The sequence below is a fragment of the Nocardia rhizosphaerihabitans genome (assembly GCF_014646295.1).
Lineage (GTDB): Bacteria > Actinomycetota > Actinomycetes > Mycobacteriales > Mycobacteriaceae > Nocardia > Nocardia rhizosphaerihabitans.
Window position 1 is genome coordinate 160,293 of the sequence record NZ_BMNE01000001.1, and the last position, 21,475, is coordinate 181,767.

General features: G+C 70.0%; 23 protein-coding genes. 19 read left to right on the forward strand and 4 right to left on the reverse strand.

Going from position 1 to position 21,475, the window contains the following annotated elements; translation table 11 throughout:
- Nucleotides 1–47 precede the first annotated feature (47 nt).
- Nucleotides 48–662, forward strand: a complete 615-nt coding sequence (locus IEY60_RS00710; protein WP_189022673.1) for an HAD family hydrolase — start codon at nt 48–50, stop codon at nt 660–662.
- 71 nt (nt 663–733) lie between these two features.
- A complete protein-coding gene (locus IEY60_RS00715; RefSeq protein ID WP_189022675.1) occupies nt 734–1,324 on the forward strand; it encodes a class I SAM-dependent methyltransferase in 591 nt (196 codons plus the stop codon).
- On the opposite strand, the gene IEY60_RS00720 is transcribed toward IEY60_RS00715, so the two are convergent.
- The 3 genes from IEY60_RS00720 to IEY60_RS00730 are packed head-to-tail and all read right to left on the reverse strand — an operon-like array spanning nt 1,312 to nt 3,940.
- A complete protein-coding gene (locus IEY60_RS00720) occupies nt 1,312–2,055 on the reverse strand; it encodes an SDR family oxidoreductase (protein ID WP_189022677.1) in 744 nt (247 codons plus the stop codon). The two genes, IEY60_RS00715 and IEY60_RS00720, sit on opposite strands and share 13 nt — an antisense overlap.
- Nucleotides 1,977–3,020 carry an alpha/beta hydrolase family protein gene (locus IEY60_RS00725; protein WP_189022680.1) on the reverse strand — a complete coding sequence of 348 codons (1,044 nt, stop codon included), beginning with the start codon at nt 3,018–3,020 and terminating at the stop codon, nt 1,977–1,979. Before IEY60_RS00725 ends, IEY60_RS00720 begins: the two co-directional genes overlap by 79 nt.
- The gene (locus IEY60_RS00730; RefSeq protein ID WP_189022682.1) at nt 3,017–3,940 is read right to left on the reverse strand and encodes a zinc-binding dehydrogenase; all 924 of its coding nucleotides are present in this window, start codon (nt 3,938–3,940) and stop codon (nt 3,017–3,019) included. Before IEY60_RS00730 ends, IEY60_RS00725 begins: the two co-directional genes overlap by 4 nt.
- Nucleotides 3,941–4,041: 101 nt before the next feature.
- Between IEY60_RS00730 and IEY60_RS00735 the strand changes: the two genes are divergently transcribed.
- The 4 genes from IEY60_RS00735 to IEY60_RS00750 all read left to right on the forward strand — a co-directional run bounded on the left by IEY60_RS00735 (nt 4,042) and on the right by IEY60_RS00750 (nt 7,539).
- Nucleotides 4,042–4,965, forward strand: a complete 924-nt coding sequence (locus tag IEY60_RS00735; protein WP_189022684.1) for a LysR family transcriptional regulator — start codon at nt 4,042–4,044, stop codon at nt 4,963–4,965.
- 140 nt (nt 4,966–5,105) lie between these two features.
- Complete coding sequence (locus IEY60_RS00740) at nt 5,106–5,543, forward strand: DUF4247 domain-containing protein (RefSeq protein WP_189022686.1); 438 nt, start codon at nt 5,106–5,108, stop codon at nt 5,541–5,543.
- A 41-nt stretch (nt 5,544–5,584) separates the two neighbouring features.
- Nucleotides 5,585–6,010 (forward strand): DUF350 domain-containing protein, encoded by a 426-nt coding sequence (locus tag IEY60_RS00745; RefSeq protein ID WP_189022688.1) that lies wholly within the window; start codon nt 5,585–5,587, stop codon nt 6,008–6,010.
- Nucleotides 6,010–7,539, forward strand: coding sequence for a polyamine aminopropyltransferase (locus IEY60_RS00750; protein ID WP_189022690.1), 1,530 nt, complete (start codon nt 6,010–6,012; stop codon nt 7,537–7,539). Before IEY60_RS00745 ends, IEY60_RS00750 begins: the two co-directional genes overlap by 1 nt.
- Nucleotides 7,540–7,542: 3 nt before the next feature.
- Here IEY60_RS00750 and IEY60_RS00755 read toward each other — a convergent pair whose 3' ends face one another.
- A complete protein-coding gene (locus tag IEY60_RS00755) occupies nt 7,543–8,607 on the reverse strand; it encodes an NAD-dependent epimerase/dehydratase family protein (RefSeq protein ID WP_189022692.1) in 1,065 nt (354 codons plus the stop codon).
- A 122-nt stretch (nt 8,608–8,729) separates the two neighbouring features.
- Here IEY60_RS00755 and IEY60_RS00760 point away from each other — a divergent pair, with 122 nt between their 5' ends.
- The 13 genes from IEY60_RS00760 (at nt 8,730) to katG (ending at nt 21,424) form a co-directional block, all read left to right on the forward strand.
- A complete protein-coding gene (locus IEY60_RS00760) occupies nt 8,730–9,350 on the forward strand; it encodes a TetR/AcrR family transcriptional regulator (RefSeq protein ID WP_189022695.1) in 621 nt (206 codons plus the stop codon).
- 89 nt (nt 9,351–9,439) lie between these two features.
- Complete coding sequence (locus tag IEY60_RS00765; RefSeq protein WP_189022696.1) at nt 9,440–9,757, forward strand: nuclear transport factor 2 family protein; 318 nt, start codon at nt 9,440–9,442, stop codon at nt 9,755–9,757.
- Nucleotides 9,754–10,908 carry an alkaline phosphatase family protein gene (locus tag IEY60_RS00770; RefSeq protein ID WP_189022704.1) on the forward strand — a complete coding sequence of 385 codons (1,155 nt, stop codon included), beginning with the start codon at nt 9,754–9,756 and terminating at the stop codon, nt 10,906–10,908. The genes IEY60_RS00765 and IEY60_RS00770 overlap by 4 nt, the downstream gene beginning before the upstream one ends.
- 67 nt (nt 10,909–10,975) lie before the next feature.
- A complete protein-coding gene (locus IEY60_RS00775) occupies nt 10,976–11,296 on the forward strand; it encodes a hypothetical protein (RefSeq protein ID WP_189022706.1) in 321 nt (106 codons plus the stop codon).
- Nucleotides 11,297–11,424: 128 nt separating this feature from the next.
- Nucleotides 11,425–12,669, forward strand: coding sequence for a transcriptional regulator (locus IEY60_RS00780; protein ID WP_308426059.1), 1,245 nt, complete (start codon nt 11,425–11,427; stop codon nt 12,667–12,669).
- A gap of 87 nt (nt 12,670–12,756) precedes the next feature.
- Entirely contained in the window at nt 12,757–14,274 is a 1,518-nt protein-coding gene (exaC, locus tag IEY60_RS00785) for an acetaldehyde dehydrogenase ExaC (RefSeq protein ID WP_189022710.1), read from the forward strand.
- On the forward strand, nt 14,274–14,681 hold the full coding sequence (locus tag IEY60_RS00790; protein ID WP_189022712.1) for a DUF779 domain-containing protein: 408 nt from the start codon (nt 14,274–14,276) through the stop codon (nt 14,679–14,681). Before exaC ends, IEY60_RS00790 begins: the two co-directional genes overlap by 1 nt.
- 215 nt (nt 14,682–14,896) lie before the next feature.
- The gene (locus tag IEY60_RS00795) at nt 14,897–17,245 is read left to right on the forward strand and encodes a sensor histidine kinase (RefSeq protein WP_308426060.1); all 2,349 of its coding nucleotides are present in this window, start codon (nt 14,897–14,899) and stop codon (nt 17,243–17,245) included.
- Between the two features lies 1 nt (nt 17,246).
- Nucleotides 17,247–17,654, forward strand: a complete 408-nt coding sequence (locus IEY60_RS00800) for a roadblock/LC7 domain-containing protein (protein ID WP_189022716.1) — start codon at nt 17,247–17,249, stop codon at nt 17,652–17,654.
- A gap of 10 nt (nt 17,655–17,664) precedes the next feature.
- Complete coding sequence (locus tag IEY60_RS00805) at nt 17,665–18,039, forward strand: DUF742 domain-containing protein (protein WP_189022718.1); 375 nt, start codon at nt 17,665–17,667, stop codon at nt 18,037–18,039.
- Nucleotides 18,020–18,625 carry a GTP-binding protein gene (locus IEY60_RS00810; protein WP_189022720.1) on the forward strand — a complete coding sequence of 202 codons (606 nt, stop codon included), beginning with the start codon at nt 18,020–18,022 and terminating at the stop codon, nt 18,623–18,625. Before IEY60_RS00805 ends, IEY60_RS00810 begins: the two co-directional genes overlap by 20 nt.
- A gap of 124 nt (nt 18,626–18,749) precedes the next feature.
- On the forward strand, nt 18,750–19,184 hold the full coding sequence (locus tag IEY60_RS00815; protein ID WP_189022722.1) for a Fur family transcriptional regulator: 435 nt from the start codon (nt 18,750–18,752) through the stop codon (nt 19,182–19,184).
- Between the two features lie 11 nt (nt 19,185–19,195).
- The gene (katG, locus tag IEY60_RS00820; protein WP_189022724.1) at nt 19,196–21,424 is read left to right on the forward strand and encodes a catalase/peroxidase HPI; all 2,229 of its coding nucleotides are present in this window, start codon (nt 19,196–19,198) and stop codon (nt 21,422–21,424) included.
- Nucleotides 21,425–21,475 lie beyond the last annotated feature (51 nt).

Consider the following 21,475-nt stretch of genomic DNA (forward strand, 5'->3'; position numbering starts at 1 on the left):
TCAGCCCGTAACCAGGGGTTCCGGGCGTCGGCGATACGCTCGGTCTCGTGACCCTCATCGTCGGCTTCGATCTCGACATGACCCTCATCGACTCGCGTCCCGGTGTCGCCCTGGCGATCGACACCCTGGCGCGCGAGTTCGATCTGCCGATGGTCGGCAGCCACTTCGCCGACCACCTCGGGCCGCCGCTGGCCACCCTGCTCGCCGACGCGGGCGCCCCCGACGACCTGATCCCCCACCTGGTCACCCGGTTCCGCGCGCTCTATCCCGATGTCGTCGCGCACATCCCCGCGCTGCCCGGCGCGAGCGCCGCGCTCGACACGGTGCGCGCGGGTGGCGGACGCACGCTGGTGGTCACCGGCAAGTTCGAGCCGAACGCGCGACTGCACATCGACCATCTCGGCTGGACCGTCGACCGTCTCGCCGGTGACCTGTGGTCCACCGGCAAGGCCGAGGTCCTGCGGGCCGAGTCCGCGCACGTCTTCGTCGGCGATCACGCCGGGGACATGCGCGGCGCCAAGGCCGCCGAGGTGCTCGCGGTGGGTGTGACGACGGGCCCCTACGATGCCGACGGATTGCGGGCCGCCGGCGCCGATGTCGTTCTCGACGACCTCACCCAGTTCCCCGACTGGCTGGCCGGCTACGCGGCGGCCCGCGGATAGGACCGGAACCGCCGGTGCGCGGGCGGGTGTACGGCCAGGAACCTCCGCACGGTCCCGCCCGTTGTCGTGGCATGTCGACGGACCCCTACTGGAATCACAACACGCACTACCACCCCTGGATCCTCGAGCAGGTCCCCGCCGGGGCCCGCACCGCACTCGACATCGGTTGCGGCGACGGCCTGCTCGCCCGCAAGCTCGCCACCCGCTGCGACGCCGTCCTCGGCGTGGACATCGACGACACGGTGATCGCCACCGCACCGCCCGCGCCCAACGTCCATCTCGAACAGGCCGACTTCCGCGAACTCGACGACACCTTCGACATGGTCACCGCGGTCGCGACCCTGCACCACGTCCCGGTCCGCGACGGCATCGCGGCGCTACGCCACCTGGTCGCGCCCGGCGGCACCCTCGCGGTGGTCGGCCTGTGGAAGATGCACCCCCTCACCGACTTCCACTACCTGCCGTTGCTGCCCGCGATCCGCGGCCTGGACTGGTGGCAGCGCAAGTCGCTCGGCGGACCGCAGGCCGCCGTGCGCGATCCGCAGGAAACGCTGTCCGAGATCCGTTCGGTGGCCGGCGAATTGCTGCCCGGCGCGCAGATCCGCCGCCGCCTCATGTGGCGGTACACCCTCGTATGGCGCCGACCGCGTCAGCTCGGATAGGCCGCCACCAGACCGCCGTCGACGATGATGTCCTGGCCGTTCACATAGGACGCGTCGGCGGATCCGAGGAAGGCGACAAGGGCGGCTATCTCGTCGACCCTGCCGAAGCGGCCTGCCGGCACCCGGCCCGCCGCCATCGCCGCGAAGTCCTCGCTCATCGCGCCCGCCGACATGGGGGTGTCGATGTAGCCGGGGCTGATCGAGTTCACCCTGATCCTGCGCGGGGCGAGTTCGGTGGCCAGGGTGCGTGCCAGGTTGTGCACGGCGGCTTTCGTCGCAGCGTAGAGGGTGAGGGCGTGGTCGGCGCGGTGCAGGGTCCACGAGGCATTGAGGACGACGGACGCGCCCGCCGTGAGCAGCGGCAGGGTCTTCTGGACGGTGTAGAAGACACCTTTGAAATTGACGTCGACGGCGTGGTCGAAGGCGTCCTCGGTGATGTCGGGAAACGGTGCGAACGTGCCGGTGCCCGCATTGGCGAAGACCAGATCGAGGCGGCCGAAGCGGGTGGCGATCGCCTCGGTGAGCGCATCCAGGGCGGTGAGGTCCGCGGTGCCGGCGGCGATACCGGTTGCCTGCGGGCCCAATTCGGCCGCGGCGGCCTGCACCCGGTCTTCGGTGCGGCCGGTGACGACGACCCGGGCGCCTTCTTCGATCAGGCGGCGGGCGGTGGCCAGGCCCATGCCGCTGGTGCCGCCGGTGACGAGGGCGATCTTGTCGGTGTAGCGGTGCATGCAAATCCTTCGGTGAGATGGTCGGCGACGGCGGGGAGCCAGGCCTGCTGGTTGTTGCCGACGAGGTGATCGCCGCCGGGGACGCGGAGATAGCGCCCGTTCGGGGCCTGGTTGGCCAGTGCCGCGCCGTCGGCGACGCCGGGGATGTGGTCGTCGCCGCCGTCGACGACCAGGAGCGGACAGCGCAGTGTCGGTGCGCGCTCGGCGAGGTCCACGGTGGCGGCGAATGATGCGGCGGCCGAGGGTGATCCGGCGCGACGGGTCATCAGGTCGCGCACCGGGTCGGGCAGGGTCGACCAGTCCAGGCGGTAGGGCCCGCTCACGGTGGCGGCCACGATGATTCGCGGGTCTCGGGCAGCGGCTGCCGCGGCGTAGTAGCCGCCGAGACTCAGCCCGACGACGCCGACCCGGGCGACACCGAGAGCGTCGATCGCCGCGCCGATGACCGCGGGATAGTCACCGGTGAGCGTCGATGTTCCGATGCGGGCGCCTTGCCCGGGACCGTCCATGGCGAAGACCGCGACGCCCCGCGCGAGGAGTGCGTCGGCGAGGACGTGGAATTCGTCCTTGCTCGAGTCGAGGCCGGGCACCACGATCACCGTGCCCACCGCGTCGGCGGGGCCGCGCAGGATGCCGGTGAAATCGGCACCGGTAATCCGTCGCGCTGTCGGTTCCAGCAGGGAAAAGCCGTGTTCGGCAGCGGAGTCCGCCGCTTCGGCATGGGCCACGTGGTTCTCGTCGGGAACGAGTGTCGCCAGGTGCGACCAGCGGGCCGACATCAGGAGGTGGTGGCCACGGGTGATCGCCGAACCCGGTGCTGTCCGGTACCTGGCCGCGGCCGCCGCGCACGCCGGCGCCCAGTCGGCGGGGGTGGCGATCTCGGCGCAGGTCCGCCGGTAGTCGTGCGGATCGATACCGGCACCGGTGGCCCGGCTGAACAGCGCCTCGACCAGTCCGTCGCTCATCGGGTGGAGCTCGTGGTCAGCACGGCTTTGCCGCGCACCCGGCGTTCCCGCAGGTCCACGAGCACACGCGCCGTCTCGGACCAGTCGGCGACCAGCCCGACCTCCGGATGCAACCGGCCCTCGGCCACCAACCGCACCAGGGTGCCGAGATCGCGGCCGTATGGTCCACCCGCGTAATGGAAGTGGCGGATCGTCGCGTTCTCGGGACCGGCGAAGAAGTCGAAGAAGTTCAGCGTCGCCGGGATGCGGCCGGCCTGCCCGAACCAGATCAGGGTGCCGGCGGGCCGGAGCCGGGCCAGGCACGCGGCCACCGCGGAACCACCGGTCGACTCGAGCACGAGGTCGAACGGGCCTGCCGCGTCCGCGATGTCGTGCACCACGTGGGTCGCGCCGAGTGCCGACAGCCGGCTGCCGCGTTCCGGCGTCGCCGTCACCGCGGTGACCTCGGCTCCCGCACCCGCGGCCAGTTCGGTGACGTAGTGCCCCACCCCGCCGGACGCCCCGGTCAGCAGTATCCGCTTACCCTGCACGGCGCCCGCCGCGCGGAGCAGGCGCACGGCCGTGATCCCGGCCAGCGGCAGGGCCGCCGCCGTCACCGCGTCGAGCGCATCGGGCAGCACGGCGAGCGCATCGGTCGGCACCGCGACGTAATCGGCCCAGCCACCCAGCGGCGGATGACCGACCACCCTGGACCCTATCCGCGGACCCGACCCGTCGGCCGCGGCCTGCACGACCAGCCCGGCGACGTCCTTGCCCGGCAACAGATCCGGGCGCGGATTCTCCAGCAGGAACGTCTCGCCGCGGTTCGGGGCGAAGGCTTCGACGCGCACCAGCGCCTCGTCGGAGCGCGGCACCGGTTCGGCCGCCTCGGTGAACGCGACCGGTCGCTCCGGATCGCCGGTCGGAATCAAACGCTGCATGCCCCGAGGTAACCGCCGCGCGGGCCCGATCGGCCAACAACCCGACGGTCATCCCGACAACGATCGGTTGTCGCCGCTGGGTACGGCTACAGTCGACGACCGTGGATCTGGATCTGGCGACGGTGCGCGCCTTCGTCTTCGTCGCCGAGGAACGGCATTTCGGCCATGCCGCCGCGGCCCTCGGGCTCAGCCAGCAAGCGCTGTCCAAACGGGTGGCGCGGCTGGAATCGACCCTCGGTGTCCGGCTCCTGGACCGCGACCATCACGGGGTGCGGCTCACCGACGACGGTGCCCGCTTCCTGCCGGGCGCACAGGAGACTCTCGACGCGAACGACCGTGCCGTCGCCGCACTGCGGGCGGAGCAGCGTCCCCTACGCGTCGATGTCTGGGGACATCTCTACGCGCCGCTGCGCACCCTCGCCGGGATCGCGACCGCGCCGGGCGTGCCGCCACTGGAACCCGGCCACGGGCGCGACCTGCCCGCCGTCGCCGCCGCCCTGACCCACGGTGACATCGATGCCGGATTCGGCCGGGTCCACCCGCCCCTGCCCGCGGGCCTCACCCATCGCCTGATCCGCCTGGAACCGGTCGACGTGCTCGTCGGCGCCGACCACCCGCTGGCCACGGCCACCGAACTGCGCCCCGACCAGTTGCGCGGCAGCGTCCTGCACACCCCGGCCGCGCTGGACCGGCTCGATTTCCTGGCCCGCTTCACCCACCGATTCGGCATCGACGATCATCGCGCCACCCCGAATCTCGGCCTGGCACCGATGCTTTCCGTGCTGGCGGACGACCCGCGCGGCTTCGTGCTGCTGCCCGCCGACGTGCCGACACCGGAGATCACCGGGGTCCGCGCGATCCCCCTCGTCGATCCGACGCCGCTCTACGCGTGGTCGCTGCTCTGGCGCACCCGACCCGAACCGCCGCAGCTCGACGCGCTGCTCACCGCCCTGGTCCGGGCGGCGGGCGAACGGCGGTGGCTCGACTACGATCCGGCCCGCGACTGGCTGCCCGCCGAGGGGTAGCCACCGCACCGCGGGGCGGAACGGTTTTCGCCGCGGGCGCACGGGTGATACAGTCCGGCCAGTTTTTCACGGGGAGGGTTTCTCATCAGCGCATCGCCGACAGTCGTGCGGCGCACCGGTTCCGGGGCGCCGTCGTGACGATGAATCGCACCAGATGGATCGTGGCGGGCATCGTCGCCGTGGTCGTCGCCATCGTCGCCGTGATCGTGGTGGTCGTGGTGACCCGCGACAAGGATCCGCGCGACTTCGTGGCCGAGCGCTACCAGCGCGCCCGCCAGCTCGATCAGGCCAACGACGGGCTCGCGTTCACCGCGGCCGCCGCACCGGCCGCCGTCGCCGCCGCCATCGCCAAGGCCACCGACCCGCGCGACCGCCGCAACACCGGCGACAACCACTACCTGCGCTTCGACTCCGATCTCGTCGCGGTGTCGCCGCACGCGGGCGGATCGCTCGTGCTCGTCGACAGTCTCGCCAACGGCACCCGCCGCCACCACGCGCACACCAGCACCTACGGCTGGAACAGCGGCTCCGCGGCGGGTGATTTCCGCGGCGGCGGCAGCGACAACGGCGGCAAGTAGTTCATCGAGGCGGCTCGCCTCACACAGCACAGGAGGACCTCATGCTCGCCGACCTGGCGGCGGACGCGGGCGCCGCGCTCGCCTATTCCGCGGTGGGAATCGTGTTGATGGCTGTCGGTTTCGGCATCGTCGACCTGCTCACGCCGGGCGATCTGCGCGCCCAGATCTGGCTGGAACGCAACCGCAACGCCGCGATCCTGCTCGCCTCGAACCTGTTCGGCGTCGGCATCATCGTGGCCACCGCCATCTGGACCTCCGAGGGCAAGATCCTGCAGGCGCTGCTGGCCAGCGCGATCTACGGCGTGATCGGCCTGGCCGCGATGGCGCTGGCGTTCGTGCTGCTCGACGCGCTCACCCCCGGTGACTTCCGGGCCGTCGTCGCCGATCCGGAACCGCATCCCGCGGTGTGGGTCACGGCGTCGGCGCACGTCGCGGTCGCGCTGGTGGTGGCCGCGGGCCTCACCTGATGCCCGTACACCGCCTGGCCAGGGCGGCGCTGCTGGCGACCGTGTTCGTTTGCGCCGCCTGCGGTCTGGTGTACGAGCTGTCGCTGGTCACCCTCGGCAGCTACCTGATCGGTGACACCGCGGCGCAGGCCTCGATCACGCTGAGTGTGATGGTGTGCGCGATGGGTGTCGGGGCGCTCGCCGCGAAACCGTTGCGCCGCCACGCGGCCGCCGCGTTCGTCGCGGTCGAGCTGGCGCTGGCCGTGATCGGCGGGCTGTCGGTGGCGGCGCTCTACGCCAGCTATGCCTGGCTCAACGTCTATACCGGCATGCTGGTGCTGGCCGCGGCCGTGATCGGGATGCTGATCGGGGCCGAGATCCCGCTGCTGATGGAGTTGCTCCAGCAGGTCCGCAAGCAGGAGGCCAGTGGCGCGGTCGCCGATCTGTTCGCCGCCGACTACGTCGGTGCGCTGTTGGGCGGGCTGGCGTTCCCGTTCCTGTTGCTGCCGGTGTTCGGGCAGATCCGCGGCAGTCTCGTGGTCGGCGTGGTCAATGCCGTCGCCGGACTGGCGTTGGCGTTCTTCTTCTTTCGCGCCCAGATGACGCGCGCGGCCCGGCACGTGCTGGTCGCCGCCACCGTGGTGGTGGCCTGCGGGCTCACCGGGACCTATCTCTACGCCGACCGGTTCGAGGCGACCGCGCAGCAGGCGCTGTTCGCCCATCCGATCGTCTGGCAGACGCGCACGCCGTACCAGCAGATCGTGCTCACCGAATCGTTCTCGCCCTTCGCCACCACCGATACCCGGCTCTATCTGAACGGTGGGCTGCAGTTCTCCTCGGTCGACGAGTATCGCTATCACGAGGCGCTCGTGCATCCGGTGCTCGCCGGTGCGCGTCGCTCGGTGCTGGTCCTCGGCGGCGGCGACGGCCTCGCCCTGCGCGAGATCCTGCGCTACCCCGATGTGGGCCAGGTGACGCTGGTCGAACTCGACCCGGCGATGATCGAGCTCGCCCGCACCGACGAACGCCTGACCACGCTCAACCAGCACTCCTTCGACGACCCGCGCGTGCAGGTCGTCACCGCCGACGCGTTTTCCTGGTTGCGCGGCGCGCCAGGGCTTTTCGACGCGGTGATCGTCGACCTGCCCGACCCCGACCAGACCTCGGTCGCCAAGCTGTACTCGCAGGAGTTCTACGCGATGACGGCGAATGTGCTGGCGCCCGGCGCCCGCATGGTGGTGCAGTCCGGGTCGCCGTTCTTCGCCCCGCGCTCCTTCTGGACCATCGACGCCACCCTGCGGTCGGCGGGGCTGCGCACCACGCCGTACCACGTGGACGTCCCGAGTTTCGGCGACTGGGGGTTCATCCTCGCCGCGACCGGACAGAGCCCGGCACCGGCGCTGCGCTCCCCCGGCCCGCTGCGTTCCCTCGACGAGCGCACGCTCGCCGCGGCGACGGTGTTCCCGCCGGACCGCCGCGCGGTCGATCCCGAGGTGTCGACCCTCATGCACCCGGTGATCCAGGACCTGCAACGCCAGGAATGGCGATGACGGTCAGTGGTTTCCGGCCGCGGCGGCAGCGGGGGCGGGCCGTCGGCCATCGGGCGCGTTGACGAGGCCGAAGGCGATCAGGCTGTCGGCGGTGTCGCGGATCGTGTCCTCGATCGGGCGCATCGTCCAGCCCAGTTCCCGCCGGGCCTTCTCGGCGCTGACGTGTTCGGTGCGGCCCAGGACCGGCACCGTCAGCCGGACGCCCTTGTCGAACACCGCGACCAGGCGGACCAGCCAGTTCGGCAGGACCCGGGTCGGCACCCGGAAGCCCTGCGGGTCGTAGTCACGTGCCAGCAGCCGGGCGAGCTCGCCCATCCACAGCGGTTCGGCCGCGCAGATGTACCGGTTGCCCGCCGCCGCAGGCACTTCCATCGCCAGCCGATGGGCGACGGCCAGGTCGCGGACGTCGACCGGCGTCCAGCCGGTGCGCACCGAACCGGGCACGTCGCGGTTCAGCAGACGGCGCACCGGTTCGTGCGAGGTGCTTGTCGTCGCGTCGAGCAACGGACCGAGCACCATTCCCGGATTCACCGAGACGAGTTCCATGTCGCCGCCGAGTGATTCGACGAACTCCCAGGCGGCGCGCTCGGCGAGGGTCTTGCTCTTCTGATACGCCGGGATACGGTCGACGACCGACCAGTCGGCCTCGGTGCGCACCGCGTCCACGTCGTGGCCGTAGGCGACGGCGGCCACCGACGAGGTGAGCACGACGCGCCGCACCCCGGCCGCCGCGGCGGCGCGCAGCACCCGCAGAGTGCCCTCGACCGCAGGCCCGATCAAGGCCTGCTCGTCGTCGGGCGGCGTGGACGGGAACGGCGAGGCGACATGCAGCACCGCGTCGCAACCCGTCACCGCCTCGACCCAGCCGGTGTCGTCGTCGAGCGTGGCGGCGACGAACTCGAGCTCACCGCCGGCGCGGCGGGCGAGCTCGGTCAGGTGGGCGCGCTTGGCGTGCGCGCCGAGGTCTCGCACGGTGCCGCGGACGGCGTAGCCGTGCGCGAGCAGTTCGGCGATGCAGTGGCCGGCCACGAAACCTGTCGCGCCCGTGACCAGTACCCGTGTGGTCATGATGTTCACCCATTCGTCCGACGGTGCAGCCGCACATCTGAGCGGTGCTCAAATCATCTAAACACTGCATAGATTTCCTGTCCAGTGCCGATTCGCGTGGACTGCTCGCATACGCTCGGAGGGTGAAGCGCACCAGTTACCACCACGGCGACCTGCGGGCCACCCTCATGGACGCCTGCCTGCGCCTGATCGAGACCGAGGGCCTGGCGGCCGTGAGCCTGCGCCGCGTCGCCAGGGAGGCCGGGGTCAGCAGCGGCGCGCCGTATCACCACTTCGCCGACCGGGCCGCGCTGCTGTCGGCGCTGTCGATCGACGGCTTCCAGCAGCTGGCCGCCGAGCTCGCCGCGACCAGGGCAGCGGCCGCGACGCCACTGAGCGCGCTCACCGACCTCGCCCGGACCTACGTGCAGTTCTCCCGCACCCATCCGGCCCAGTTCCGGCTCATGTTCCGCCCCGAGCTGTCCCAGCCGGAGAAGCACCCTGATGCCGCCGACGCGGGCGATGCCGCGTTCCAGATACTGGCCGACACCGTCGCCGAGTGTGTCGCGGCGGGTGCGCTGCCCGCGGACCGCGCCGATACCCTCGCCGTCGCGTGGTGGGGTCTGGGCCACGGCCTGGCCTCGCTGTGGCTGGACGGGCATCTCGAGAAGCGCAGCGAGCAGATGGGTACCAGGGCACCGGAACTCGTCGACGCGATCATGCAGGCGTTCACCACGCTCGTCACGCCGCGGGCCGGAGCCTGACGCGCCGTCGCTTTCCCCCTGCCGAGCCCGCGCACTCACCTACAGTGGTACTGCCCCTTCGTTGCGTGCCCACCCGAGCAGGAGACCGGATGTCTGCCACCACGAAACTCGACCCCGTGGTCGAAGTGTTCGTCGACGCGCTCAACGCCCAGGACACCGATCGTTTCTACGGCATCCTGACCGAGGACGCGACCATGTCCGACGACGGCGTCGAACGCAATCTCGCGCAGTGGACCGAAGCCGAGATCTTCAGCAGCAACGGGCATCTGGTGGTCGAGTCGGTCGACGCGGACGGCCTCGAGCTGACCGCCGACTACACCAACAGCCGTGGGGGCTCGATGCGCACCACCTGGCGGTTCGTCGTGCGCGACGGGCTGATCAGCCGATTCGAAACCGGACAGGCGTGAACGACAATCACTTGCTGACCCCGCGGTACGGCGAGGGCTCCCTCGCCGATCTGCTCCCCTCCGTACTCGCCTGTCTCGGCGTCGACGGCGAAACCGACCGGCTCGGCTTAGGTCTCGATGTCGACCGGGTGTGTGTGCTGCTGATCGACGGACTCGGCGCGCAGGCACTGGACGCCCATGCCGATGCCGCGCCGTTCCTGTCGAGCCTGCCACCGGCGACCATGACCGCGGGCTTCCCGAGCACCACCGCCACCAGCCTCACCACCCTGGGCACCGGGCTGCCGCCGGGCGAGCACGGCGTCGTCGGCTACCTGCTGCGCCTGCCCGACGAGGACCGGCTGTTCAACACGCTGCGCTGGACCCTCACCGGCGACGGCCCGAAGGTCGACGCGCTGACGGCGTTCCCGCCCGACCGAATCCAGCCGCAGCCCACCGCCTTCCAGCGCGCCACCGCGGCCGGGATCGCCACGATCCAGGTCGCGCCCGGCTATCAGGACGGCTCCGGCCTGACCAAGGCGGGCTGGCGCGGCGGTGGTTTCCGGCCGACCTTCTCGGTCGGCGATCTCGTCGACGGTGTGCTGCAGGCGATCACCTCGGCGCCGAAAACCCTGGTCTACACCTATCACGCGGATCTGGACACCACCGGCCACGCCCGCGGCCCGGCCTCGCGGGCCTGGCGGTTCGAGCTCGCCAACGCCGACCGGATCGCCGCCGAACTCGCCGCGCGGCTGCCCGAACGCACGGCGCTGATCGTCACCGCCGACCACGGGATGGTCGAGCTCGTCGAACGGATCGACTTCGACACCCACCCGTACCTGCCCGAGGGTGTGGTCACGCTCGGCGGCGAACCGCGCGCCCGCCACGTCTACACCGTCGAGGGCGCGACCGCCACCGTCGCCGACACCTGGACCGGGTCGCTCGGCCACGACTTCCTGGTCAGGACCCGCGCCGAGGCCATCGAGGCAGGCTGGTTCGGGCCGCGGGTCACCGCCGACGCCGCGGCGCGCATCGGCGATCTCGTCGTCATCGCGCGCGGTGACGGTGGCGTGGTGCGCACCGGAGCCGAGCCGTTGCAGTCGATGATGGTCGGCCACCACGGCTCGCTGACCGCCGCCGAACAGCTCGTTCCGCTGCGGATCCACCGCACCTGAGCCGTACCGCCTAGTCTGAAGGCCACTCGACGCGCAACCGCGCTCGGCGAACACTCCAGGAGGAATCATGCACGCCACCACCCGAACCGGCGCGCTCGCGGTCGGCGTCGCGGTCCTGGCGGTCCTGGCGAGCGGCTGTGCCGAGGTCGAGCGGGTGCTCAACCAGGGTGGCGACACGCCCTGCCGCGACTACGTCAACCAGGATGCCGACACCAAGCGGATCACCATCACCAAGGCGATCAAGGAGCGCAACGGCACCGACAACGAGCCGGCCGGAACCCTGGTCGACTCGATGATCGTGCAGGTCGACCTGCTGTGCGCGGGCCAGCGCAATATCGACACCCCGATCAAGAACGCCGACATCGCAGGCCTGTTCCTGAACAAGTAGCCGACGGCGGCGTCAAGCCGCCACGACAGGGCATGCGCCGGTGCCCCGGTCGTCCTCCGGCAATCGGCGCACAGACCGGTGGCGCAGCTGATAGACAGGAAGGCGCCACCGACGAGCAGGGAGTGAACGTGGGCGCACACGACCCGATCGCCGGATCGCCCAGGCCGGACCGGCTCGCGGACTATCGTGGCGCGCTCGAACAGCAGTGGAACCGGCTCGCGGCTCCCTCGCGTCCCCTGCAGTTGCCGCGCGACACCGGTCCGGTGCGCGAGGAGGTGGCCAAATCGTGGCAGCGCTCGCTGAACACGGTGGACCCCGCCCAGACCGTCGCCCCCGGTTTCGACGACATCAGCGACCGCTGGTCGGAGTCGCCGCTGCGCAGGCCGGTCACCGAACTCGCGGGTCAGCTGCGCGGAATCGCCGAGGACTCCGGCTATCTCGCTGTCGTCAGTGACGAATCGGGCACCATCTTGTGGACCGCGGGCGATCGCACCCTGCGCCGCCAGGGTGAGCAGGTGAACTTCGCGCCGGGCGGCGTGTGGGACGAAAGCCATATGGGCACCAACGGATTGTCGCTGGCGTTGCACGACGACAAGGCCGTCACCGTGTTCTCCGCCGAACACCTCGTCGCCGCCCTGCACGGCTGGGTCTGCTATTCCGCACCCATCCACGGCCCCGACGGCAGGCAGGTCGGCGTGCTCGACCTGTCCTCGAGCTGGGAACGGTCGCATCCGATGGTGATGACCTCGGTGCGCGCGCTGGTGACCGCGGTGGAGACCATGTTGCGCGCCGAAGCGCCCACCCCCGCGCCGGGCGTCCGGCTCGAATGCCTCGGCGCCGCACGGCTGTTGCGCGACGGCCGACCGGTGCCGCTGCCACCGCGGCAGCTCGAGATCCTGGCCCTGCTGGCGCTGGAACCCGAGGGCTATACCCCCGAACAGCTGCATGCCGCGGTCTACGGTGACCGGTCGGTGTCGCTGAACACGCTCAAAGCCGACGTCTCGCATCTGCGCCGGGCCACCCGCGGCGAGATCGCCAACCGGCGCTACATGCTCACCGGACCCGTGTCCTGCGATGCGGTGGACCTGCTCGCCGCCATCGAGGGCGGCGATCTCACCTCGGCGCTGTGGCTGTATCGCGGTCCGCTGCTACCCGGTTCGGACCTACCCGGCGTCGAACAGTGGCGGGCGCACCTCGATGTCGGCATCCGCAACGCGGTGCTCGGCAGCGACCGCGCCGAACACGCGGTCGCGTTCGGCCAGCGCTGTCCCGGCGATGCCGCCGTGCACGAGCACGCCCTGCGCCTGCTGCCACGCGACGACGTCCGCCGGGCCGTGGTCACCGCCCGTCTCTACACCGCACGCCAGGGCTGACCTGCGCAAACACGCTCCCCAACCTCGTACCAACCTTCGCCGACCATAGTGTGTTCCACCACGCACGGGTCGCGAGGAGCGAGGCGCATGATCTACGGCAAACCCGGATCGGATACCGGCATAGTCAGCTATGCCGCCCGGTACGACAATTTCATCGGAGGCGACTGGGCCGCCCCCATCGAAGGCCGCTACTTCGACAACACCTCCCCCGTCGACGGCGAGACCTTCTGCGCGGTGGCCAGATCCACCGCCGCCGATATCGACATGGCGCTCGAGGCCGCGCACCGGGCCACCGACCGCTGGGCCGCGACCCCGGTCGCCGAGCGGGCCGACATCCTGAACAAGATCGCCGACCGGATCGAGAACAGCATCGAACCGCTGGCGGTCGCCGAGACCTGGGACAACGGCAAGCCGGTCCGCGAGACCCTGGCCGCCGACCTACCGCTGGCGGTCGACCACTTCCGCTACTTCGCCGGTGTCCTGCGCGCCCAGGAGGGCGGGATCTCGCAGATCGATCCCGATACCGTCGCCTACCATTTCCACGAGCCGCTCGGCGTCGTCGGCCAGATCATCCCGTGGAACTTCCCCATCCTGATGGCGGCCTGGAAACTGGCTCCCGCGCTGGCCGCCGGCAACTGCGTGGTGATCAAACCCGCCGAACAGACGCCGGCCTCGCTGCTGCTGGTGGTGGAGCTGATCGCGGATCTGCTGCCGCCCGGAGTCCTCAACGTGGTCAACGGTTTCGGCGTCGAAGCGGGCAAACCGCTGGCGCAGAGTCCGCGGGTGGCCAAGATCGCCTTCACCGGCGAGACCACCACCGGCAGGCTGATCATGCAGTACGCCGGCGAGAACATCATCCCGGTGACGCTGGAGCTGGGCGGCAAGAGCCCCAACATCTTCCTGCCCGATGTGATGGCCGCCGACGACGACTATCTCGACAAGGCGATCGAGGGTTTCGTGATGTTCGCCCTGAACCAGGGAGAGGTGTGCACCTGCCCGTCGCGGGCGCTGATCCACTCGTCGATCTACGACGAGTTCCTCGCCCGCTGCATCGCCCGCACCGAGGCCGTCGTGTCCGGTCATCCGCTCGACACCGAGACGATGATCGGCGCGCAGGCCGGTAACGACCAGTACGAGAAGATCCTGTCCTACCTGGACATCGGCAGAGCCGAAGGCGCCCGCGTGCTCACTGGAGGGGAAACACGCAAGGTCGACGGACTGCCGGGTGGGTATTACATCGAACCCACCGTCTTCGAGGGTGAGAACACGATGCGGATCTTCCAGGAGGAGATCTTCGGCCCCGTCGTCGCGGTGACGCGTTTCGACACCACCGACGAGGCGATCCGCATCGCCAACGACACCCTCTACGGCCTCGGTGCGGGCGTGTGGACCCGCGACATCAACGCCGCCCATCGACTCGGCCGCGGCCTCAAGGCCGGCCGGGTGTGGACCAACTGCTACCACGCCTATCCCGCGCACGCCGCGTTCGGCGGCTACAAGAAGTCGGGATTCGGCCGGGAGAACCACGCCATGACGCTCGGGCACTACCAGCAGACCAAGAACGTGCTGGTCAGTTATTCGACGACGAAACTCGGGATGTTCTGATGCAGAACCGGGTCCACCGTGTGGAGATCACCGAACGGGCACAGACGCTGTTGCGCAGGCTGATCGAGGACAACGGCCCGGTGCTGTTCCGCCAGGCGGGCGAGGGCTGCGACCCCGATGTCGCGCCGGTGTGCCTGTCCGCCAAGCAGTTCCCGATCGAGAAGGCCGACGTCCTGCTCGGCAGGCTCAGCTGGCACACCGAGTTCTGGATCAGCCCCGAGCAGTTCGAATGCTGGAAAGGCACCCACCTCACCGTCGACGCGGTGCGCGGGCAGGCCAGCGCGGAATCGCTGGAAGCGGGCCAGGGCATGCGATTCGTGTTGCGGGCCAGGCAGTTGACCGCGGCCGAGAACGCCGCGCTGGCGGCCGCGCCGCCCCCACGAACCGGCGCCGACCGCACGCTGTAGCGGCGCCACCGACCTGACCTGGCTGGACCTTCCCGGCACTGCCAGGCCACGGCGAGCCCCCGCCGACTGGGCCATCGCGGCTCAGCCGGCGGGGCGAGCTCGCCGTTTTCCGTGTCGGACCCCACATAGCAAATGCGTTCGGGCACAGACCAAATCGCGTCTCGCTCAGCGAGACCCACAGGGCAAGACTGCAACGATTCCGTTACGTTATGGCGATGTTCTTAGCGAGACTCGGTGTTCGTACCCGGATTCTGGCGATCGCTCTCATTCCCAGTCTCACCCTGGTGGTGGTCGGCGTGGGTACGGCGGGCTACCTGGTCGAGGAGAGCAACAAAGCCAAGACCTGGGCCTCGGAGATGCAGGCGGCGGTTCCCTACACCCGCGAGCTGATCGAAGCGGTCCAGTCCGAACGCCAGCTCACCCTGGCGCACCTGGCCGGCGACGAGACCGCCCAGCTCGCTCTCGGACCGGCTCGGGCCCGGCTCGACGCCGCCTTCCGCGGTCTGATCGAGATTTCCGCGGGCATCCGCGCGGTCGACGATTCCAATATCGGTGACGACAAGGGCGGATTCGCCACCCTCGGCACGCATCTGGCGGGTGTGCGCGGTGGCGCCGACGCGGGGGTGCTGCCCGCCTCCGACGCGTTCACGTTCTACAACCGCTTGCTCGACGTGTTCACCGAGGGCACCAAGGTCGCCGAGCGCGCCGCCCCCGACGCCGTCGTCGCCTCCGGCGTCGCCGAGGGCTTTCGCATGCTCAATGCCGCCGAGGCGATGTCCCGCAGTACCGCGCTGGCCATGCACATCGTCACCGCCGGCGGACCGACCACCATCCCGATCGGCGACTTCCTCCGCCTCAGCGGCTTCTATCACGCTGAAGTCGCCAATCTCGCCGCCGAACTCGACGACACCCGCGGCGCCCCGATCACCGCGCTGATGGCGGCGCCGCAGTGGCAGCAGCTCACCGCGATGGAAACGGAGCTCACGCAGCACTTCACGACGCCCGCGACGCCGAGCACCGGCTCCTCGTCCAAGCCGAGTTCCACCACGGCGCCGCCGGTGAGCATGTCCGAATGGCACAGCGCGGCGGCCGAAGTGAACCGGGCTCTGCTCGATGCGTACGGCGCGCACAACCGGCACGTCCAGAAGCTCGCCGAGGACACCGCGAAGCGCGCCGAGGTCACCGCCGCCCTGGCCGGCGGCGGGGTGGTCGTGCTCAGCTTGCTCGTGTTCCTGGTCGCGGTGATTCTGGCCAACCGGATCATCCGCCGCCTGCGCAGGCTGCGCACCGAAACCCTCGCCCTCGCCGACGAACAGCTGCCCGCCACCATGCGCGAGCTGCGGGAGGGCGGCGACATCGACGCCGTGCAGACCTCCCCCACCCTCGACTTCGGCAAGGACGAGATCGGTCAGGTCGCACAGGCCTTCGAGCACGCCGCCTCCGCCGCGATCCGCGCCGCCGTCGACGAGGCCCGCACCAGGGAGGGTGTGCGCGCGGTGTTCCTCAACATCGCCCACCGCAGCCAGATCGTGGTCCACCGCCAGCTCGAGATTCTCGACGAGGCCGAGCGCAGCCAGGAGGATCCCGCGCTGCTGGAGACCCTGTTCCGGCTCGACCACCTCGCCACCCGCGAACGCCGCAATGCCGAGAACCTGATCATCCTGGGCGGCGGACGGCCAGGCCGCCAGTGGCGCAAGCCGGTTCCGGTGATGGACGTCGTGCGCAGCGCCATCGGCGAGACGCTCGACTACGCCAGGGTGCGCGTCACCAAGCTGCCCGAGGTGGAGGTCGTCGGCACTGTCGTGGCCGACCTCGTGCACCTGCTCGCCGAGCTCGTCGACAACGCCACCGCGTTCTCCCCGCCGCAGTCGCGGGTGGAGGCCAGCGGCAACATCGTCGGCAAGGGCGTGGTCGTCGAGATCACCGACCAGGGCATGGGCATGAGCCCCGAGGACTTGGCCAAGTACAACACCATGCTGGCCGACCCGCCGGACTTCGGTGTCGGCACGCTGTCGTCGGACTCGCGGCTGGGCCTGTTCGTCGTCGCCCGGCTGTCGACCTCGCACGGTGTCTCGGTGCGGCTCAGCGAATCCGACTACGGCGGTATTCGCGCCATCGTGCTCATCCCGTTGTCGCTGCTGGCCGGCGACTCCGACACCGCGATGATACCGCCGGTGACGACCGGACCGCTGCGGCGCGGGCTGCCCGCCCCGGCGCCAGAGCCCGCTCCGGTCGCCGCGATCGAATCGGCACCGGCGCCCACCTCGGTGGCCACGCTCGTCGCCGATCCGCCCACCGCGCCGCGGCCGGTGGCGCCCGCACCGGAACTGCCCCCCGTGCAGACCAACGGCTCCGAAGAGCGTCCCGCCCTGCCGCGGCGCCAGCGGCAGACGAACCTGGCGCCCGAGCTCACCGAAGAACCTGCCGCCGAAGAAGCGCGCCGCGCGCCGGAGCGGCCACGGACGGCCGAACAGGCGCGCGATCTCATGTCCGCGATCGAGAACGGCACCAGGCAGGGGCGCAAGCCCCTGACCACATCGAACCAGGACGAACAGGAAGGCTGAGGTGAACTCTCCCCACCCAGGTGATCTCAACTGGCTGCTCGACGATCTCGTCGACCGGCTGGCGGGGGTCCGCTACGCGGTCGTGCTGTCCACCGACGGGCTGCTGCTCGGACGGTCCTCGCAGATGAAGCGTGAGGACGCCGAGCACTTCGCCGCCATGTCGTCGACCCTCTACGGTCTCGCGCGCAGCGCGGGCAGCCGCTTCGACGGCGGTGGCGTGCGGCAAGCGGTGATCGAGCTCGATCGCGCCGTTCTGTTCGTCACCTCGGCGGGCGACAACGCCTGCCTGGCCCTGCAAGCGAACGAGTCGGCGAATCTCGGCATGGTCGCCTACGAAATGAATCTCACCGTGCAGCGGGTCGGCAGCTATCTGTCGACCGAACCGCGGCACGGACTTGCGGAGCTATAGGAAGCCTCACATGACTCGACTCGGCGATCCGTGGTTCGACGACGCGGCCGGACCTCTCGTCCGGCCGTACGCGGTGACCCGCGGCCGCACCATGGGTGCGGCGCACGACCTGGACATGCTCACGGTGGTGGTGGCAGTACATCCCGCACCCACCTTGCGACGACCGGAACCCGAGTACGCGACGATCGCACGGTTGTGCAAGCGTCCGCAGTCGGTGGCCGAGGTCTCGGCCGTGCTGAAACTTCCTCTGGCGGTGACCAAGATCCTCGTCGGTGATCTCATCGGCGAGGGCCACCTCATCTTCCGGTCTCCGGTAGCGGCCGAGGCCGGCACCGGAGACCTCAACATATTGCGAGCGGTTCTGGATGGCATCCGAAAACTTTGACCCCACAGCACCGGGCGGGCAGCACCTGGCCGCCTCGGTGAAGATCCTCATCGCCGGCGGCTTCGGCGTCGGCAAGACCACCATGGTCTCCTCGATCAGCGAGATCGCGCCGCTGCGCACCGAGGAGCTGATCACCGAGGTCAGCACCGGCGTCGACGACCTGTCGGGGGTGGAGCAGAAGTCGACGACCACGGTCGCGCTGGACTTCGGCCGCATCACCATCGACCGCGATCTCGTGCTGTACCTGTTCGGTACCCCCGGCCAGGACCGGTTCTGGTTCCTCTGGGACGAGCTGTGCCGCGGCGCGCTGGGCGCGATCGTGCTCGCCGACACCCGGCGCCTGAGCAATTCCTTTGCGGCCGTGGACTTCTTCGAACGGCGCGGGCTGCCGTTCCTGATCGCGGTGAACTGCTTCGAGGGCGCGCCGCGCTACACGATCGACGAGGTCCGCGACGCGCTCGACCTCGATCCGAACACCCCGGTCATGCTGTGCGACGCCCGCGACCGGCCCTCGGCGAAGGCGGTGCTGACCCACCTCGTCGAGTACCTCATCGCCCGCGCCACCCGCACCCCGGTGACCACCTAGCCGGTGGTCGACCGGGGGGCGGTCCCGGTCATTCTTCTGTGCGTCCAGATGTGCACTATGCGGCTGTGGCCGACTTGCCCGGAAATGCTTCCGCTGCCATCTGGAACGAGTAATAATTTGGACTGTGTCCACCACGTCGGACTTCGAGCGGATGCTCCGCGCGGCCTCGCTGCGCGTCACTTCGCCGCGCCTGGCGGTGCTGACCGCCGTGCACCAGCATCCGCATGCTGATACCGACACCATTCTGAGCCGGGTGCGGGACACCCTCGGCGCGGTGAGTCATCAAGCGGTCTACGACGTGCTGCGTGTGCTCACCACGGCCGGACTGCTCCGGCGGATCCAGCCGATGGGCACGATCGCCCGGTACGAGACCCGGGTCGGGGACAACCATCATCACCTGGTGTGCCGATCCTGTGGCGTGATTGTCGATGTCGACTGCGCAGTCGGCGATGCGCCCTGTCTGACCGCTCTCGACGACACCGGTTTCGTCGTCGACGAGGCCGAGGTCATCTACTGGGGCCGCTGCCCCGACTGCCTGACATCACCATCACTCTCCTGAAAGGAATCACCGTGCCCGAGGAACATCCACCTATCGCGGAAGCCAACACGGAACCCGGTGACAATGGTTGCCCTGTCGCGGATCGTCGCCCGTTCGGGTCCGCCGATACCCGTGGCAGCAACCGGGACTGGTGGCCGCACCAGCTCAACCTGACAATCCTGCAGAAGAACCCGCCCGTGGCGAACCCGATGGGCGAGGACTTCGACTACGCGGCCGAGTTCGCGACCCTGGACCTGGCCGCCGTCAAGCAGGACATCGTGCAGGTCATGACGACCTCGCAGCCCTGGTGGCCCGCCGATTTCGGCCACTACGGACCGCTGTTCATCCGGATGGCCTGGCACTCGGCGGGCACCTACCGCGTCGGCGACGGCCGCGGCGGCGCAGGCTCGGGCATGCAGCGGTTCGCGCCGCTGAACAGCTGGCCCGACAACGCCAGCCTGGACAAGGCCCGCCGCCTGCTGTGGCCGGTCAAGAAGAAGTACGGCAAGAAGCTGTCCTGGGCCGACCTCATCGTGTACGCGGGCAATGTCGCGCTCGAGTCGATGGGCTTCCCGACATTCGGTTTCGGTGGCGGCCGTGTCGACGCGTGGGAGCCGGAGGAAGACGTCTACTGGGGCCCGGAGCGCACCTGGCTCGGCGACGAGCGCTACACCGGTGAGCGCAATCTCGAGCGTCCGCTCGCCGCGGTCCAGATGGGCCTGATCTACGTGAATCCGGAAGGCCCCAACGGCAATCCGGATCCGCTCGAGGCCGCGATCGACATCCGCGAGACCTTCGCCCGGATGGCGATGAACGACGAGGAGACCGCCGCGCTGATCGTCGGCGGCCACACCTTCGGCAAGACCCACGGCGCCGGTCCGGCGGACCTGGTCGGTCCCGAGCCCGAGGCCGCCCCGCTGGAGCAGCAGGGCCTGGGCTGGAAGAGCGGTTTCCGCACCGGCGTCGGCGCCGACGCGATCACCAGCGGCCTGGAAGGCATCTGGAACAGCACCCCGATCACCTGGGACAACAACTTCCTGGAAACGCTGTACGGCTACGAGTGGGAGCTGTCCGCCAGCCCGGCGGGTGCACATCAGTACATCCCGAAGGACGGCGCGGGCGCGGACACCGTGCCCGACCCGTTCGATCCGGCGAAGAAGCGCACCCCGGTCATGCTGACCACCGACCTGTCGCTGCGGATGGACCCGATCTACGAGCGGATCACCCGTCGCTGGCTCGAGCACCCGGAGGAGCTCACCGACGCGTTCGCGCGCGCCTGGTACAAGCTCACCCACCGCGACATGGGTCCGGTCACGCGCTACCTCGGCCCGCTGGTCCCGTCCGAGGAACTGCTGTGGCAGGACCCGGTGCCCGCGCACACCGGCCCGCTGATCGGTGACACCGAGATCGCGACGCTGAAGAGCCACATCCAGGCCTCGGGTCTGACTGTCGTGCAGCTGGTGTCGACGGCATGGGCGGCGGCCTCGTCGTTCCGTGGCAGCGACAAGCGTGGCGGCGCCAACGGCGGCCGGATCCGGCTGCAGCCGCAGGCGGGCTGGGAGGTCAACCAGCCCGACGAGCTCGCGCAGGTCGTCCGCACGCTCGAGGGCATCCAGTCGACGTTCAACGCCAACGGCGGCGCCCAGGTGTCGTTCGCGGATCTGGTCGTCCTCGGTGGCGCGGTCGGCGTCGAGCAGGCCGCCAGGGCAGCCGGTTACGACGTGAGCGTGCCGTTCACGCCGGGCCGCACCGACGCCACCCAGGAGCAGACCGACGTCGAGTCGTTCTCGGCGCTCGAGCCGAAGGCCGACGGGTTCCGCAACTATCTCGCCAAGGATGCCGGTGTCCCCGCCGAGTACCTGCTCGTCGACAAGGCGAACCTGCTGACGCTGAGCGCGCCGGAGATGACCGTCCTGGTCGGTGGTCTGCGCGTGCTCGGCGCGAACTACCAGCAGTCGCCGCTCGGCGTGCTCACCGCCACGCCGGGCGCGTTGACGAACGACTTCTTCGTCAACCTGCTCGACATGGGCATCGAGTGGGTGCCCTCGACCGCCGACGACGACACCTACGAGGCCAAGGATCGCGCGACCGGTGCGACCACCTGGACCGGTAGCCGCGCCGACCTGGTGTTCGGCTCGAACTCGCAGCTGCGCGCCGTGGCCGAGGCCTACGCGACCGACGACGCGAAGGAGAAGTTCGTGCACGACTTCGTCGCCGCGTGGACCAAGGTGAGCAACCTGGATCGGTTCGATCTGGTCTGACCCGCCAGAAGCGAAACACCCCGTGGCTCGGTGCGAGTCACGGGGTGTTTC